This window comes from Chelatococcus sp. HY11, from assembly GCF_018398335.1.
In the GTDB taxonomy this organism is placed as follows: Bacteria; Pseudomonadota; Alphaproteobacteria; order Rhizobiales; family Beijerinckiaceae; genus Chelatococcus.
In genome coordinates this window covers 1668965-1685491 of record NZ_JAHBRX010000002.1, presented here as the reverse complement: position 1 = coordinate 1685491, position 16527 = coordinate 1668965, and the positions used below count along the sequence as shown (strand labels likewise).

At 62.6% G+C, this 16527-nt stretch carries 15 protein-coding genes; 12 read left to right on the top strand and 3 right to left on the bottom strand.

Annotation, left to right across the window (positions count from 1 at the left end):
- The first annotated feature begins 11 nt into the window (after positions 1 to 11).
- The 8 genes from KIO74_RS28510 (at position 12) to KIO74_RS28475 (ending at position 8842) form a co-directional block, all read left to right on the top strand.
- Positions 12 to 854 (top strand): ABC transporter permease, encoded by an 843-nt coding sequence (locus KIO74_RS28510; protein WP_213338721.1) that lies wholly within the window; start codon positions 12 to 14, stop codon positions 852 to 854.
- A 4-nt stretch (positions 855 to 858) separates the two neighbouring features.
- On the top strand, positions 859 to 2577 hold the full coding sequence (locus KIO74_RS28505) for a dipeptide ABC transporter ATP-binding protein (protein WP_213338720.1): 1719 nt from the start codon (positions 859 to 861) through the stop codon (positions 2575 to 2577).
- Entirely contained in the window at positions 2574 to 3485 is a 912-nt protein-coding gene (locus KIO74_RS28500) for a 2-hydroxyacid dehydrogenase (RefSeq protein ID WP_213338717.1), read from the top strand. Before KIO74_RS28505 ends, KIO74_RS28500 begins: the two co-directional genes overlap by 4 nt.
- Positions 3486 to 3700: 215 nt before the next feature.
- Complete coding sequence (locus KIO74_RS28495; RefSeq protein WP_213338716.1) at positions 3701 to 4858, top strand: ABC transporter ATP-binding protein; 1158 nt, start codon at positions 3701 to 3703, stop codon at positions 4856 to 4858.
- A gap of 26 nt (positions 4859 to 4884) precedes the next feature.
- On the top strand, positions 4885 to 6021 hold the full coding sequence (locus tag KIO74_RS28490) for an ABC transporter substrate-binding protein (RefSeq protein WP_213338713.1): 1137 nt from the start codon (positions 4885 to 4887) through the stop codon (positions 6019 to 6021).
- 135 nt (positions 6022 to 6156) lie between these two features.
- Entirely contained in the window at positions 6157 to 6978 is an 822-nt protein-coding gene (locus KIO74_RS28485) for an ABC transporter permease (protein ID WP_213338705.1), read from the top strand.
- Entirely contained in the window at positions 6975 to 7820 is an 846-nt protein-coding gene (locus KIO74_RS28480) for an ABC transporter permease (RefSeq protein ID WP_213338703.1), read from the top strand. The genes KIO74_RS28485 and KIO74_RS28480 overlap by 4 nt, the downstream gene beginning before the upstream one ends.
- A 5-nt stretch (positions 7821 to 7825) precedes the next feature.
- Positions 7826 to 8842, top strand: a complete 1017-nt coding sequence (locus KIO74_RS28475; RefSeq protein ID WP_213338701.1) for a LacI family DNA-binding transcriptional regulator — start codon at positions 7826 to 7828, stop codon at positions 8840 to 8842.
- 100 nt (positions 8843 to 8942) lie between these two features.
- On the opposite strand, the gene KIO74_RS28470 is transcribed toward KIO74_RS28475, so the two are convergent.
- The 3 genes from KIO74_RS28470 to KIO74_RS28460 are packed head-to-tail and all read right to left on the bottom strand — an operon-like array spanning position 8943 to position 11943.
- Positions 8943 to 9773, bottom strand: a complete 831-nt coding sequence (locus tag KIO74_RS28470) for a carbohydrate ABC transporter permease (RefSeq protein WP_213338699.1) — start codon at positions 9771 to 9773, stop codon at positions 8943 to 8945.
- Entirely contained in the window at positions 9770 to 10681 is a 912-nt protein-coding gene (locus KIO74_RS28465; protein WP_213338697.1) for a carbohydrate ABC transporter permease, read from the bottom strand. The genes KIO74_RS28470 and KIO74_RS28465 overlap by 4 nt, the downstream gene beginning before the upstream one ends.
- A complete protein-coding gene (locus tag KIO74_RS28460) occupies positions 10681 to 11943 on the bottom strand; it encodes a sugar ABC transporter substrate-binding protein (RefSeq protein ID WP_213338695.1) in 1263 nt (420 codons plus the stop codon). Before KIO74_RS28460 ends, KIO74_RS28465 begins: the two co-directional genes overlap by 1 nt.
- Before the next feature lie 480 nt (positions 11944 to 12423).
- Between KIO74_RS28460 and KIO74_RS28455 the strand changes: the two genes are divergently transcribed.
- From KIO74_RS28455 to KIO74_RS28440, 4 genes are read left to right on the top strand one after another with little or no spacing between them, the layout of a single operon-like run.
- Positions 12424 to 13287 (top strand): sugar phosphate isomerase/epimerase family protein, encoded by an 864-nt coding sequence (locus KIO74_RS28455; RefSeq protein WP_213338693.1) that lies wholly within the window; start codon positions 12424 to 12426, stop codon positions 13285 to 13287.
- A gap of 54 nt (positions 13288 to 13341) precedes the next feature.
- Entirely contained in the window at positions 13342 to 14436 is a 1095-nt protein-coding gene (locus KIO74_RS28450; protein WP_213338690.1) for a Gfo/Idh/MocA family oxidoreductase, read from the top strand.
- A complete protein-coding gene (locus KIO74_RS28445; RefSeq protein WP_213338687.1) occupies positions 14436 to 15674 on the top strand; it encodes a Tm-1-like ATP-binding domain-containing protein in 1239 nt (412 codons plus the stop codon). Before KIO74_RS28450 ends, KIO74_RS28445 begins: the two co-directional genes overlap by 1 nt.
- Positions 15671 to 16510, top strand: coding sequence for a phosphoenolpyruvate hydrolase family protein (locus KIO74_RS28440; protein WP_213338683.1), 840 nt, complete (start codon positions 15671 to 15673; stop codon positions 16508 to 16510). The genes KIO74_RS28445 and KIO74_RS28440 overlap by 4 nt, the downstream gene beginning before the upstream one ends.
- Positions 16511 to 16527: the final 17 nt, after the last annotated feature.

Here is a 16527-nt window from a genome sequence, read left to right as displayed (position 1 = left end):
GGGTCAGCCTCATGCGATTCACCACGACCGTCGGCCGGTTCTTCCACAACAGAACGGCAGCAGCGGGCTTGCTCATCACCTTCTTCGTCGTCTTCTCGGTCTTGGCCGGCCCATACCTCCTTCCGCACACGCCGGAGAGCATGGATTTCATGGCCATCCTCTCTCCGCCGAGCTGGAGCCATCCCTTTGGCACCGATTCCTTCGGCCGCGACGTGCTCGCGCGCGTCCTTGCGGGGGGCCAGGTATCCCTGATCATTAGCTTCGTCGCTATTGCCATCGCGGCTCTTGCCGGCTGTCTCATGGGGATCATGTCCGGCTATCACGGCGGCATGATCGATGCCGTCTTCATGCGCGTCGCTGATCTGCTGTTCGCTTTTCCGAGCTTCATCCTTGCGATGTTGCTGATGGTGCTGTTCGGCTTCTCGTCGATCAACATCATCGGTGCCATCGCGCTTGTCTATCTGCCCATCTTCACCCGTATCGCGCGCAACACGACTTTGCTGGTGAAAGAGGAATCCTATGTCCAGGCCGCGCGCCTCATGGGTAGGCGACCAATCACGGTTATGGTAGCTGAGATCTTCCCCAATATCTCCGCAGCTATCCTTGTGCAGGCGAGCGTCGGCGTGGCCTTTGCCATCATCCTGGAAGCCGGCCTCAGCTTCATCGGGCTGGGTGTGCAGCCGCCCACGCCGTCCCTCGGCGGGGTGATGGCGGATGGGCGCGAGTATTTCAGCCGCGCCCCCTGGGTGCTGACCATGAGCGGCATCGCCATTTCGATCGCACTGCTCGGCCTCAATCTGCTGGGCGACGGCATCCGCGACATGACTGATCCTCACCTGCGGGAGCGCGCGTAAGACCATGGCGACACCGCTTGTCAACATCAGCGACCTGAACGTGTCCTTCCATAATCATGGCAAGGAGACGAAGATCATCCACGGCATCGACCTTACCGTCGGCCGCAATGAGATCCTCGGCATTATCGGCGAGTCAGGCTCCGGCAAGACAATCACCGGCCTCTCACTGCTGCGTCTTCTGCCGCGCAACGCCCATGTCGCGGCAAAGGAACTGAGCTTTGACGGCATCGCCCTGCCGGGATTGACGGAATACCAGTTCGGCGCCCTGCGCGGCATCCGCATGGCGATGATCTTCCAGGACCCCGTCGCCTCCTTCAATCCGTCCAAGCGGATCGGCTGGCATTTCCATCACATCATCGCGCGCGCCACCGCCCACGGGCCGGATCGCCCGCACACAAGCCTGGGGCTCGGGAATACCCGCGAGAAGGCGATCGCGTTGATGCGGGGCGTCGGCATCAAGCGCGCGGAAGCGGCGATCGATCTCTATCCTTTCCAGCTCAGCGGCGGCATGCTGCAGCGCGCCCTGATCGCGCTCGTGCTCGCGCTGGAGCCCGATCTCATCATCGCGGATGAGCCTACCACCAATCTTGACAAAATTGTCGAGCAGCAAATTCTTGAACTGTTCCGCGACATTCGCCAACGGCTGTCCGCCGGCATGATCTTCGTGACCCATGATCTGGCCGTCGCGGCCACACTCTGCGACCGCATCGCCGTGATGCGTTTTGGAGAGCTTGTCGAGATCGGGCCGACGCGGCAGATCTTCGAGAACCCGCAGCATGAATACACGCGGCTGCTGATCGACACCGCGCAGGAACTGGCGCGCGGCGGCGACAACGGCCGGTTGACGACGCGCATCGGCACGGACAAGAGTGCCGCCGTCGTGACGCGGCGAGACGATGCGCCCCATAGCGGCTCGCCTCTCGTCAGTGTGCGCAACCTCGCCGTTACCTTTCCCGGTCGTGGCTCACACCCGGCCTTCAAGGCCCTGGACGACATCTCCTTCGACGTAGCGCCGGGTGAAATCCTCGGTCTCGTCGGTGAATCGGGTTCCGGCAAGACCACCTTGGGCCGGACGATATTGCGTCTCTATACGCCATCCGCCGGCAACATCATCTATCGCGGCAAGGATATAACCCGGCTCTCCGAAACGCAGCTGCGTCCCATGCGGCGCGATCTGCAGATGGTATTCCAGGATCCCGCCGGCTCGTTCAACCCGCGCAAGACCATGCGCGCTTCGCTGATCGATGCCCTCAGGGTCGCCAAAGCCTGCTCTCGATCCCAGATGCCGGCGCGTGTCGATGCCCTGCTTCATCGCGTTGGTTTGACGGAGGCGCACGCGGAGCGCTATCCGCATGAGCTCTCTGGCGGACAGTTGCAGCGCGTCGCGATCGCCCGAGCCATCTGCCTGTCGCCGACCTTGATCGTCGCCGACGAGGCGGTCTCAAAGCTCGACGTCTCCGTCCGCGCCGGCGTGCTCAACCTGTTCAAGGATATTCAGGCGGAGACAGGCATGGCGATGATCTTCATCACCCATGACCTCGAGGTCGCGCGCTATATGTGTGATCGCATCGCCGTCCTCTACCACGGGCGCATGCTCGAATACGGCACGACTGGCGAGATCTTCAACAATCCGCGTCACGACTACACGCGATCCCTCCTCGCTACCATGGACCATGGCGTATTCGGACAATGTGAAACCCGAAAGGCGAGCCAAGCCTCATGAGTATCTGTTATATCGACTGCTCGCCCTTCATGCGCGAGCTGATGGACGAAGTTGCGGATATCCATGCCGGCGCCATCTGTGTGAACGTAGGCGATCCCGGTGTCGACGAACTCGTGCGGCTGGCCAGCGGTCATGACGTGCTCATGAACGGGCACAGCTTCATGAACGACGACGTGCTCGGGCGCCTTCCCGATCTGCGCCGGATCGTGTTTCTCGGGAGCGGCGCGTCGAGCTATATCGACGTTGCGGCGGCCGGCAGGCGCGGCATCGAGGTGCTGACGGTCACCGGCTACGGCGACCGCTCCGTCGCGGAACATGCTACGGCGCTGATGTTCGCGGCGGCTCGCCAGCTCGTCCGCATGGACCGCGCCGTGCGGGATGGGGGCTGGGATCCCCTGGAGGGGATCGAACTCGCCGGCCGCACGATCGGTATTATCGGCTTCGGCGGTATCGGCCAGGAAATGGCACGCATCGCGCGGGCGCTCGGCATGGTGCCGCTGATTTGGAACCGCAGGCCGGTCGATGCGGAATGGAGCGCCTGTCAGGCCACTTCACTGGAGCAACTGCTTCGCGAGAGCGACGTGATCTCGCTCCATCTCGCGCTCACCAGCGAAACACGCGGGTTACTCGGGGGCCCGGAGTTTGAGCTCATGAAACGAGGCGCCTTACTCGTCAACACCGCTCGGGCCGGCCTCATCGACCAGAAAGCCCTCCTGGATGCCTTGGGTACGGGTCGTCTGCGCCATGCGGCACTCGATGTCTTCGATGAGGAGCCGTTGCCCCCCGACAATCCCTATGGGGCAATGGACAATGTCACCTTGACCGCCCATGCGGGCTTCAAGACGCGGGCGGCCTCGCGTCGCCTGCTGCGGGATGCGCTGCTCAAGGCACTTGCACCCGTTTCCTGATCGCGGATGACTGGCGTTGCGAATGACTTGGCGTTGCTGACTTGGCGTTGCTGACTTGGCGCGTTTCAGCAACCGCGCCGCATCGCCTCACAAGGTTCGCATTTCGCCCTCGGCAATCGATCGTCATCAGCCCGTTAAGAAAGGTTTCTATGTCTGACGCTCCGTGAGGGAGCTTTTGGCTCCGGATTGCACAGCTGTGCAAAGAGGCGAGACCCGTGAGCGACCAGACCTTCCTTCGCATCTCAGACCTCTCGGCGGGCTACGGCTCGACCCGGGTGCTGAAGGGGCTGAATCTCTCTGTCCGCAAAGGCGAATTCGTCGCGCTGCTTGGCTCCTCGGGCTGCGGCAAGACCACGCTGCTGCGAGCCATCGCCGGGTTCGCGCAGCCCTCGGCCGGGTCCATCACCGTCGCCGACCGGGACGTGACCCGCCTGCCGCCGGACCGGCGCGGCATGGCCCTGGTGTTCCAATCCTATGCGCTCTGGCCGCATATGACGGTAGCGCAGAACATGGGCTACGGCCTGAAGCTGAAGGGGCTACCGCGTGATGAGATCGCGCGCCGCGTCAGCGCGCTTGAGGATCTGCTCGGCCTCTCGCAGCTGGGGCAGCGCAAGCCGGCCGCCCTGTCCGGCGGCCAAAGGCAGCGTGTGGCGCTCGGCCGGGCGCTTGCCGTCGATCCGCAGATCCTGCTGCTCGACGAGCCGCTTTCCAATCTCGACGCGCGCATCCGCCTGAAGGTGCGCCATGACATCAGCGCACTGCAGAAGCGGCTCGGCATCACCGCCATCCATGTCACCCATGATCGCGAAGAGGCCATGGTGATGGCGGACCGCATCGTCATCATGGATGGCGGCGAGATAGCCCAGCAGGGCACGCCCGAGGATGTCTACAACCGTCCCGCCTCAGCCTTCGTCGCGGCCTTCATGGGCGCGGAGAACGTGCTTTCCCTCACCGGATGGGTAAACGGCGGCCGGATCGACATCGAGCCCGGCCTGGGACACGCACATACCATACTGCCGCACGATGGCCGCGCGCTTGGAGACGGGGCAATTGAAGCGCGCTTCCGCGCCGAGGCCGCCGAATTGCTGCCGGCGGATCAAGCAGCGTCCGCATCCGGCGAGATCCTGGAGCTCGCCGGCGAGGTCGAGGCTACGAGCTACCCCGGTGGTCTGTGGCGGCATGCGGTGCGTGTCGGCGGCCAGGAACTGCTGGTCGATTCCGCCCACCGGCACGAGCCGGGCGCGGCGGTGCGGATCCGCATTCCGGCGGACAAGCTATTCCTTTTCAACGCACGGAGCGGCTCCACGCCCTCCGCCACCCGTTCCCCGCACGATGCCCGAACAGGCCGTGCGCTGGAAGCATCAAAGGCATGATTGTTCACCGAACGGAGAGACCACCCATGAAGAGACTTCTCCAGGCGACACTGGTTCTCGGTTTCGCGAGCTCCCCGGCCGCCGCAGCCGAACTCACCGTCCTCACCGCCGGCGACCAGAACATGGTCGACTACATCAATGAATATCTCGGACCGTTGTTCGAGAAGGAGAATCCGGGCAACACCGTGCGTGTCGTCGGAACCGGCCCCGGTGATGCGGGCTCGCAGAAGATTGTCGAGCGCTTCGAAGCGCAGAAGAAGGCCAATGTTGCCAAGTGGGATGCGGATATCGCCGTCGCCCATGAGAAGTTCATCGGCCCGATGATCACCGGCGGCTATCTCGAAGCCTACCGCGACAAGATTCCGACCGGAAAGATGGTGACGCGCGCCAACGCCGACATGGCGCTCGGCACCAAGGTCACCGGCTATGTCATGCCGATGTTCAACAGCCAGACCGCGATCGCCTATAATCCCGCCCTCATCGCGAACCCGCCCAAGAGCTACGCTGAGCTCGCCGCATGGGCGAAGGCCAATCCCAAGCAGTTCGGGTACAACGGCATCAAGGGCGGCGCGTCGGGCGTCAGCTTCGTGATGGGCTGGGTCTATGCCTTCGGCGACGGCGACGCCGGCAAGCTGATGAACGGCCCGTTCGATGAGGCCGAGACCAAGAAGTGGGACAAGGCTTTCACCAGCCTGCGTGATTTCACGAAGAACGCGACACTGACCCCCGGCAATGCCGGCACGCTCGACCTCCTGTCGCGCGGCGAGATCGCCATGGGGCCGGTGTGGGTCGACATGTTCTATTCCTGGCAGGCGAGCGGCCAGTTGCCTCCCACTTTCAAGCTCGTCCTTCCGGCACCGGGCATGCCGGGCCAGCCCATGCACTACGTGATTCCGGCGAAGAGCCCGAACAAGGAACTGGCCGAGAAATTCGTCGCGCTCGCGACGAGCCCGAAGGTGCAGGCGGAGGGCATCGTCAAGCGCTTCAACTGGTATCCGGGCATCGACGCGCAACATGTAAAGGCCGAGCTCGATGACGCCACCTGGAACAAGCTGTTCACCGACGTGAAGCCGGAAGATCTCGCCAACTACGGCAAGCCCTTCCCGATCGCTCCCTACAACAACGCGATCCTCGAGGCTTACGAGCGTCAGGCGACCAACTGAGCCTGCGTTGGCCAAGAACGTTGGGCCAAGAACGTTGGACCAAAACTCTATACGGTTCTGGATGAATCCGACGTTTGAATACCTAGATAGACCGGCCGTCCGGGTAAACCGGGCGGCCGCCCCTGGAATGAAGTCATGTCCAAACGCCTGCTCGGACTGATCCTGGTCCTGCCCGCCCTCGCGGTCATCGTTTTCCTGTTCATGGCGCCACTCGCCGCATCGGTGATCGGGGCGTTTGTCGTGGACGGTGACTATGGCTTTGGCAATTTCACCAAATCATTCGCGCTTTACACGTCCGATATCATCTTCACGGTGATGATCGTCAGCCTGTCGACTGTCCTCATCGGCGTCTTCGCGATCGCCATCGGCGGCTATCTGACGCTCGGCGAGAACCCGCGCGCCGTCGCCATGCTGCGCTGGCTCTACCGCTGGCCGATGTTCATTCCCTTCATCGTCGTCGGACAGGTGCTGCGGACGTTCCTCGCCAAGAATGGACTGATGAACAATGCGCTCATGGCCCTCGGCGTGATGACCCCGCTGCAGGCCACCAGTTTCCTCGATTGGCGCGGCATCGTGATCGCCTTCGTCTGGAAGCAGACGCCTTTCGTCACCCTGCTCGTCGCCGGCGCCATGGCTTCCGTCGACCGTGGCACGCTGGAGGCAGCGCGCAACCTTGGCGCCTCGCGCTTGCGCATTCTCTGGGAGATACTGGTGCCGCAAGTGGCGACGACACTGATGGTCGGCCTCGTCCTGTCCTTCGTCACCATGATGTCGGTGCTGTCGGTGCCGCTGATGATCAATGCCCAGTCGCCAACCATGATCACCGCGGACATTGCCTTCCGCATCAATGCCTATGGCGACTACGGGGTGGCGAATGCGCTCGGCGTCATTTCACTGCTCGCGACCGCCTGCGTGGCCTGGATCTACCTGAGCCATAGCATGAGGCAACGGGCATGAGCGCGGTCATTCCGGCAGCGACCGGCTTCGCGCGGCCGCGCGTCGATCTCTGGTGGATCCCCCGCGCCATCGTGCTCGGACTGATCGCCTTCGCGATCTTCGGCCCATTGACCAATCTGGCGCTCTGGGCCGTCGCGGAGCGCTGGTATTTTCCTCACGCGCTCCCGATCGACTATGGCTTCAGCTATTGGGCACGGGTGTTCTCGCCGCGTGGCAATGCCATGGAGGCGCTGACCAACAGCCTGTTGGTCGCCATACTCACCGTGGTCGTTTCGCTGATGCTGGCGATCCCCGCGGGATATGCGCTGGCGCGCTTGAAACTGCCTTTTCGCGCCGCGATCCTGCTCGTCTTTCTCATTCCCCAGGCCTTTCCCAATCTGACGGTCTACGTCAATATCGCTCGCCTGTTCTATCAGGTCAGTCTCAACGGCACGATCGCCGGCGTCGTGCTGGTGCATGTCACGCACGGGCTCGTCTATGCGGTGTGGATCGCGACGGCCGCCTTCGCCGCGGTTGACAGGGAACTCGAGGAGGCCGCGCGCTCCGTTGGAGCCGGCGCATTGCGCGCCTTCCGTGATGTGACCTTGCCGTTGGCGGCGCCCGGGCTTCTCGCCAGCGCGATCTTTGTCTTCCTGGAATCGCTCGATGAATTCACGGGCAGCTATTTCGTGGGCGCGCCTGATGTGGCCATGCTGCCGCTCCTGCTCTACACCGCCGGCGCCGGCGGCAACTATCAGGTGGCTTCGATTACCGCGATTCTGCTTCTCATTCCGTCGATCGGGTTCATGCTGGTCGTGGAACGCTTTCTGAAATCCGATGTGCTGTCGAAGGTCGGTCATTGAAGTTCATGCTCAACGAGGAGCCGACGGCGCGGCGTTTCGTCAGCGCGCAACAGGTGGCCGAGCTTGCCGGTGTGTCGCGCTCCGCCGTGTCGCGTGCCTTCACACCGGGGGCCAGCATCGCGGCGGAAACGCGTGAGAAGGTCATGCGCGCGGCTGAGGAACTCGGCTATCAGGTCAACGACCTCGCGCGTGGCCTGCTCGCCCACCGCAGCCGCCTCGTGGGCCTCGTCGTGACGAAACCGGAACTCGGCTTTCGCGCCCATCTGGTGGCGGCGCTCACACGCGCCCTCATCCGGCGCGGCAATGTGCCTTTCATCATCAATACCGGCAGTTCCGAGCCGGAAATGCGCGCGGCGCAGACCGCCCTCTTCGGTTACCGCGCGGAGGCCACCGTCATTCTGTCCGGCTCGCCTCCGTCGTCCTTCGTGGAACTCGCGCGGCAGAATGGACAGCCTCTCATCATGATCGGACGGTCGGAGCCTGACTGCGACCATATCCAGATCGACAATGCGGGCGCGGCGCGTGAGGCGGCACGCATCTTCGCGGCACGAGGGCTGCGACGGCTCGCCCTTGCAGGCTCCGCATCCGGCACGCCCAGCATCATCGAACGCGGACAGGCTTTTCTTGGCGAAGCCCGGCGGCTCGGCGCGGAAGTCATGGCGGCGCAAGGCCGCGACTCCGACTATGCCGGCGGGCAGGAGGCGGCCACCCGGCTTTTCAAGACGGAGCCACCGCCCGAGGCCGTCTTCTGCGTCAACGACCTCATTGCCTTCGGGCTCATCGACGCGGCGCGTAGCCAACACGGCCTCGTTGTGCCCCGTGACCTTCAGGTCATCGGATTCGACGATATTCCCGAAGCGGCCTGGGAGGCTTACCGTCTCAGCACCTTCCGGCAGGATCCGGACGAGATCGCGGGATGCACCATAGCGCTTCTTGACCGCCGCCTCGCTGACCCGTTAGCGCCGCCCTCCACCACGCGGCTGAAAGCAGCCTTCGTCCAGAGGTCCAGCACGGCGGCTTAGCCACCCTCAATTGCAAAAAAGCCTTCCGCGAAGGCCAACGGAGCGACGCGGAAGGCTGATTTGAGCAAGGAGGTTTGTCTGAGAAGAAGAGCCTGCGCCCTCACTCCTTCGAGCCTGATGAGGCCATTGACGCGATGAAATAGCGCTGGAAGACGAGGAGAATGGCCATCGGCAGCAAAGCGGTGACGACAGCCCCGCCGAACATCTGGCCGTAGTCCACGTCGTACTGTCCGGCGAAGCTCGCGATCGCCACCGACGCAACGTGATAATCGGGGTTCGGCGCGATGAGCAGAGGCCAGAGATAGGCCTGCCACTGGAAGACGAACAGGATGAGGCCGGCACCGATGAGCGCGGGGCGCGACAGGGGCAGATAGATACGCAGGAAGATGCCGCCCCAGCCAAGACCGTCGATCTTGGCGGCTTCCGACAATTCCTTGGGGATGGCCATGAAGAACTGGCGCAGCATGAAGACAGCGAGCCCGTTGCCGATGCCCGGCAGGATGAGGCCCGCGTAACTATTCTGCAGCTGAAGACCCCGGAAAAGCTCCGACAGCGGCACGGCGATCGAATCAAAGGGAATGAGGAAGCTCACCACCATGATGGCGAAGATGACGCCACGTCCCGGATATTCGAGAACAGCGAGCGCGAAGGCGGCGGTTGAGCACACCACGAGACCGATGACAACCGTGAGCGTTGTCACCAGAGCCGAATTGATCATGGCCTGCGCGAAGGGCCCTTGGCTCAAAGCCGCGAAGTTGGAAAGCGTCCACTCCCTGGGGATCAGAGTCCAGACGCTGATGGGCGAGAGATAGCGGAACACCTCCTCGCTCGGACGCAGCGCGCTTGCGGCCGCCCACCACAGGGGCAGCATGACGACGACGCAGCAGGCGACAACGAAGGCGAAGCGCAACCAGGGACCGTTCGCCTTCATGATTTTGCCCGCTCGGTCATCATGCGGAACTGGATGCCGACCACGACAATGACGAGGGCGACGAGAATGACGGTCGCTGCCGCCGCGCCGGACATGTCCCCGGAGAGAAAGCCGCGTGTGTAGATTTCATTCATGATCAGGTTGGTCGAGCCCTGCGGTCCGCCCTTGGTCAAGATCTGGACCGGCGCGAAAACCAGGAAGTTGGCAACCGTGTTGGCCACGAGCACGAAAGTCAGAGTGCGCCTGAGCTGCGGCAGGGTGACATGCCAGAAGCGCTGCCAGCCGTTGGCGCCGTCAATCTCCGCCGCTTCGTAGAGAATGGGCGGAATGTCGCGCAATCCGGCGAGCAGGAAGGTCATCCAGTAGCCGACCCCGACCCAGCTGACGATCATGATGATCGTCATCAATGCCTGGCTTGTCGATGTCATGAAGCCCTGGGGTGGAATGCCAATCGTGGCAAGCAAGGCATTGACCGGGCCGTCCGGCCTGAAGGCCACGCCGAGGATGATCGCCGAGACACTTTGCGGCACGGCGACGGGCAGAAGCATCAAGGTGCGCCAAAGCCCTGCTGCCGGCAACGCCTTGTCCATGGCGAGGGCCAACAGGAGTGCAAGGCCGATCTGCACCGGATTGACGATGATGAGGAACAGAAATGTCGTGGTGAGCGACTCGATGAAGACCGGATCGCTCAGAAGATATGTGTAGTTCCCAAATCCGAGATTGGTAAAGCCGGGCGCGGCTCCGGGCTCATGCAGGGATTGCCAGAGCGCCAGTCCCGCCGGCCAGATACGCAGGACGACGACGGCCACCAGCGCGGGCGCCAGGAAGAGGAGCGCAGTGCCGAGGGAGCCGGACCGAAGCGCCTCCCCCCAGCGTGAGCCGTTTTGGCCTTGCCCGACAGAAGACATTAGTTCAAGCGTCCGAAACCGGCGCGCAGCACGCCCTCAGCGCGTTCCAGCGAAGGTTTCGCCTCGGCGCCATTGCGGATATCGCTGAAGGTTTTGTTCATGTTCTCTTCGAAGACCACATAGCCGATGGTACGGGGACGATTGACCGCCGTGTTGGCGAGATCGTAGCGCACGATATCGCCGAAGGCGGGCGTTTTGCCAGCTTCGCTTTCACGCTTGAGATAAGCTTCGAAAGCCGACTTGTTGGCCGGCGGCTGGGGCGCCACCGTGCTCGCCTGAAGAGCTCCCTCCGAGTTGAGGGTGATGTATTTGGCGAAGGCGAGCGCTGCATCCTTCTTGGTGCTCTTCGGATTGACGCCGATGGTCCAGGAGCCGGTCGGCGTGACGGGCTTGCCATCCTTGAAATAAGGCATGGCGGCGACACCGAAGTTCAAGCCCTCGGCGTTGCGGAAGGCGCGCGCATGCCAGACACCGCCGACCATGTAGGCCAATTGGCCAGACGAAAAGAGGGCCGGCATCTGTTCATAGGTGACGCCGCGCGGCGCCAGACCGTTGGCGTAAAGATCGCGATACCAATTCGTGGTCTTGACCCAGCCGTCACTTGTCAGCGCCGGCTCCAGCAGCTTGTCACCCTTGAGGCCGGGGCCATAACCGAGGCTCTCATAGAGCGGCTGAAGTTCGTAATAGCGATCGTTCTGGTCGAAGGCGAAGCCCCATTTGGCGCCGGCTTCCTGCGCCTTCTTCGCATTCGGAAGAAGCTCCTCCCAGGTCAGGCGCTTGGCAGGGTCGCCGGTCGGCTCAGGAAGCCCCGCCTTGTTCAGGAGATCCTTGTTGTAAAACAGGAATTGCGCCGTGGTCCAGAACGGGAATGCCCAGATCTTGCCATCATAGCTTGCACCCGCGATCGGCGCGGCGTTGGAGGCTGCCTCAATCTCAGCACGTTGATCGGACAGGTCCATCAGGAAGCCGCGATGGGCGTAATAAGGAACGCGCGGCTCGTCCACCGTGTAGACGTCTACGCTCGTGTCACCCGAACCAAGGCGCGCTTGCACCTGCGCGTTGAGCTGGTCAAATGGGATGTATTGGGCCTGAACCTTGATGCCAGGATTGGCCTTCTCGAAGCTGGCGATGACGTCGCTGAACGCGCCGGGCTTCTGGGAAGATAGAAAGCCGATCGTCACATCAGCGGCTGAAGCCTGGGAACAGGCTATGGCGATAACTGCGCCAGCTAATAGATATTGAACTTTATTGATTGATCCCATCGCCACTCTCCCTATCGCCTGTCCTTGCCGCCCCTCTGAGGAGGCCTCATGCGTCCATTACGCGTCGGCGCTCTGATCGCACGGCACGGCATCGTGCGGTGCGCAGGCACCGAAACAGCTGATCGGGAATGTGGAGCCACCTTAGCCCCGGTATCGTCACGCGATCACTCCCTGATCAACCGGCGCGCTCCGCTTCTCAGTCACGCGCTCTTAATTCAGTGCCGTTTTCATATCAGCCGGCCGCCCAGAAGCTAACTGGTAAATCGAACATGTCAACATATAACTTTATTGTGACCTTTTTTGAAACAAGCCGAAACTTCACCGGCGTCGATAGAATTGTTTAATACTCTGAATAATCGCCACATTTTCGGCGAAAACCAGCAGAATCCAGCGGCTGGCAAGCCCGTTTGACATGTAAAGTTTCATGTCATAAAGATCGCAAGTATGGTTGGTGAAACAAGACCAGCAAGGGAGGGTCATGTGCGTCTCGGCTGCACTCTGTTCGCACCCAGCACGATCGAAGAACTCAGGGCACTTTGCGACAAGCTGGATTGCTACGGCTTGTCGGCCATCATCGCCCCACGCCAGCTGGAACATTTCACGGAAGATGAGGCCATCGCCTATGGCGAGGAGGCCAGGAAGCTAGGGATTGTCATCGGCGAGGCCGGGTTCTGGGAAAATCTGCTGACGGATGACGCCGATCTGCGCGCGAGCCGCATGAAGCGCTTTCGCACGGTCCTGCGCAACGCGGAACTGATGGGTTGCCGCTCCACCAATACCCTGGTCGGCACCAAGCACCCATCCGACCGTCCCCTGTTTCCGGATGCTTACAACTTCACCGAAGCTTGTAAGGCCGAGTTCCGGGAAATCGTCCTGCGCGCACTGGACGGGATTGACCTGAAGGTCTCCAAATACGGCGTCGAGCCCTGGTACACGTCGTTCTTCTACCAGCCCGAGGATATCCGCGCCTTCATCGATTCCGTGGATCATCCGCGTTTCGGCGTCCATATGGATCAGGGCAACATGATCTCGCACGCTTCCTTCTACGATACGACGTCGATGATCGAACGTACGTTCAAATTGCTCGCCGACAAGGTGGTGAGCGTTCACATCAAGGACATCCAGTGGGAAGGCGCGCATTTCGGCCTGCGCTGGAACGAGGTCTACATCGGCGAAGGCACGATGGACCTCACAAGCTACCTTAAGAAGATCGCGACGCTTGACGCCGATGTGACCTGCTACTGCGAGCATTTTGCCGAAGAGCGGGACTATGCGGTGAATTTCGCCCGTCTCCATCAGATCGCCAAGCGCGCCGGCACCGCTTTCCTGCCGCGCAGCGCCTGACACGGCTTTTACCCCATACGCCTCGACAGCGTTGGGCCTCGGAGGACTGTTTACATGGATCAGGTGCGGCTCGGTATCGTCGGCTGCGGGCGTATTTCGGAAGCTCATGGCATCGCCGCGGATCGTCTAGGCGACTCTGTACGCTTCACGGCGTGCGCGGACGTCAACGAAGAATCCGCGCGGCGTTTCGCGCACAAGTTCGGCAGCAACAGCATCTACACCGATGCGCGTGAGATGATGGCGAAGGAGTCGCTTGACGGTGTCGTCTTCGCGACCTGGCCGGCGCAGCACCGCGAGCAGATCCAGTCAGCCATCGACGCGGGCGTCCGCTTCATCCTGTGCGAAAAGGCGCTGGCGTTGACCGGCGCGGAGGCCCGCGAGATGTGGCAGGCGGCAACGGCCGCGGGCGTGACGCTGGTTGAAGCCTTCATGTACACGCATCATCCCGTCGTCGGCGAACTCGACAAGCTGGTGCGGCGCGATGTGAGCGGCGCCATCGATTCCATCCGCTCCAGCTTCAGCATGTACGCGCCTGATCCCGTGGACGGCAAGGAAACCTGGCGGCAGCGCAAGGAGACCGGCGGCTCGGTGCCCTACGATCGCACCTGCTATCCCGTGAACATCCTTAGCCGCTACGCGGATGCTTTGCCGGCGCAGGTTTATGCCTCCGGCACCATCAGCCCGAGCTACGGCACGATCACGCGGCTTTTCGGTGAAGTCACCTACGAGAACGGCCGTATTGGCCTCATCGAGACCAGCAACGCCGCGATCTTCACGCAGGAAGTGCAGATCACCTGCGCCAACCGCGTCTATCGCCTGTCGACCCCCTTCACGCTCGCCGGCGACGCCACGATCTTCGAATACGAGGCGCTCAGGTTCTCCCATGTGAAGACCATCGAGCATCCCGTGCCGTCCGAATACCCGCTGCAGGACGATCTGCCGTCCTATCAGGCCTACAAGCCGCAGCTCGCCCGCTTCGTCGAGGCGGTGCGCGGCCAGTCTGCGCCCTCGCCTCGTCTGATCGACTCGGTCGTGAATTCCTACACGCTCGACGCGCTCGTCGAGAGCATGACCAACAACACTATCGTCACGGTCGACATCCCTGACGACGTCCGTGATGCCTGGCATGCCAGTCGGAGCGGCAACTGATGGGCAACGGCGCCGTCATCATCGCGGGCACGCTCGATACCAAGAGCGAGGAGATCGGCTATGTCCGGTCAGCGCTCGAGAAGCGCGGGCGACGGGTCATCGTCATCGACTGCGGGATTCTCGGCCGTCCGACCCTGGCGGCCGACTTCCCGCGCGAGGCGGTGGCCAAGGCGGGCGGCGGCGACCTCGCCGCGCTCGTCGCCCGGCGCGACCGGGAAACCGCCCTGCCGGTGATGATTGCAGGTCTGGAGCGCATCCTGGGCGAGCTGCTCGCCAAGGGCGAGGTTGCCGGCTTTCTTGGCATCGGCGGCGGCACCAACGCGGCACTCGCCGCGACCGCCTTCCGTATGATGCCCTTCGGCCTGCCCAAGATGCTGGTGTCGACGGTTGCCTGCGGAAACACGCGTCCCTTCGTCGGCATCAAGGATGCGCTGCTCTTCCACTCCGTGGTCGATATCCTCGGCCTTAACACGTTCCTGCGCAGCATTCTGGATCGCGCCGTCGCGGCGATGGATGCCATGCTCGCGCTCGATACAGCAACATCCGCGCGTTCTGGCCGGGGTTGTGTCGGTCTGACGAGCTTTGGCTCGACGACCGAGGGCGCCGAACATGCACTCGCCATCCTGCAGCCGGAAGGCCTCGAGGTGCTCGGCTTCCACGCCCGAGGTGTCGGCGGCGAGGCCATGGAAGCCCTGATCCGCGAAGAGCGGATCGACGCGGTCCTTGATCTGACGACGACAGAGGTGGCGGACGAGCTCGTCGGCGGCATCTGCAGCGCCGGCCCTAACCGCCTTGAGGCGGCGGGAGAGCGCGGATTGCCGCAAGTTATCCTGCCTGGCGCCGTGGATATGGTGAATTTCGGCCCGCGTGCAACCGTGCCCGAGCGTTTCCGCGGCCGCAGCTTCGTGTCGCATACCCCGCTCGCGACCCTGATGCGCACTACGCCGGAGGAGAATGTCGAGATCGCGCGCTTCATCGCGCGCAAGCTCAACGCGGCCAAGGGGCCTGTCGCGGTCGTGCTGCCGCTCGGCGGTTTCTCCGCCTACGACCGCAAGGGTGGTCCCTTCTGGGATCCCGCCGCGGATGATGCATTCCGTAACACCATCCGCGCGGAACTCGCGTCCGATATCCCCGTGATCGATGTCGATGCGCACATCAACGATCGCGCCACGATCGAAGCAGCGACTTCGCTTCTGATCGATATGATCAACACTAAAAAGAATGAGGCTCGCCCATGAGCAAACGCTTCACCCGGACTGAGATTCTTGGCCGTCTGAAGGCGCAGATCGAAGCCAAGCAGTCCATCCTCGTGGTTGGTGCGGGCAATGGCCTCGTTGCACGCTGCGCGGAGCAGGCGGGCGCTGATCTGGTCGTTGTTTACAACTCCGGCTATTTCCGCCTGAACGGCCATCCGAGCATGGTCGGCAACCTGCCCGTCGGTGATGCGAATGAGATCATGCTGCGCCTTGGCGAACGCGCCGTCATTCCCGCCACGAAGGACATGCCGGTGATCGGCGGCGCCTACGGCGTCGATCCAACCCGCGACATGGACCGTCTGCTCGAGCAGATCTCGGGCGTTGGCTTCTCAGGAATCATCAACTTCCCGACTGTCGGCCGCATCGACGGGCAGTACCGGAAGGACCTGGAGTCGGCGGGTCTTGGCTTCTTCCGTGAGGCCGACATGGTCCGTCGCGCCCGCGACAAGGACATGTTCACCATGGCCTACGTGTACTCGCCCCAGGACACGCGCATGATGGTGGAAGCCGGCGTCGACGTCATCGTCGGCCATTGCGGCCTCACCGCGGGCGGCGATGTCGGTTCGCTCAACGCCATGCCGCTCGACAACGCGGTCTCCACCCTGAAGACGCTTTTCGATGCCGCCAAATCCGCGCGGGACGACATCATTCTCCTCTCGCATGGTGGCCCGATCTCTTCTCCTGAAGATGCGGAATACGTGAACTTCCACACGGACGCTGTCGGCTTCGTCGCAGCCTCGAGCGTAGAGCGCATCCCGATCGAGGAAACGCTGAAGTCCGCCTGCCGCAGCTTCAAGTCGATCAAGGTTCAGCGCTGAAGATATTCAGCCAGGAG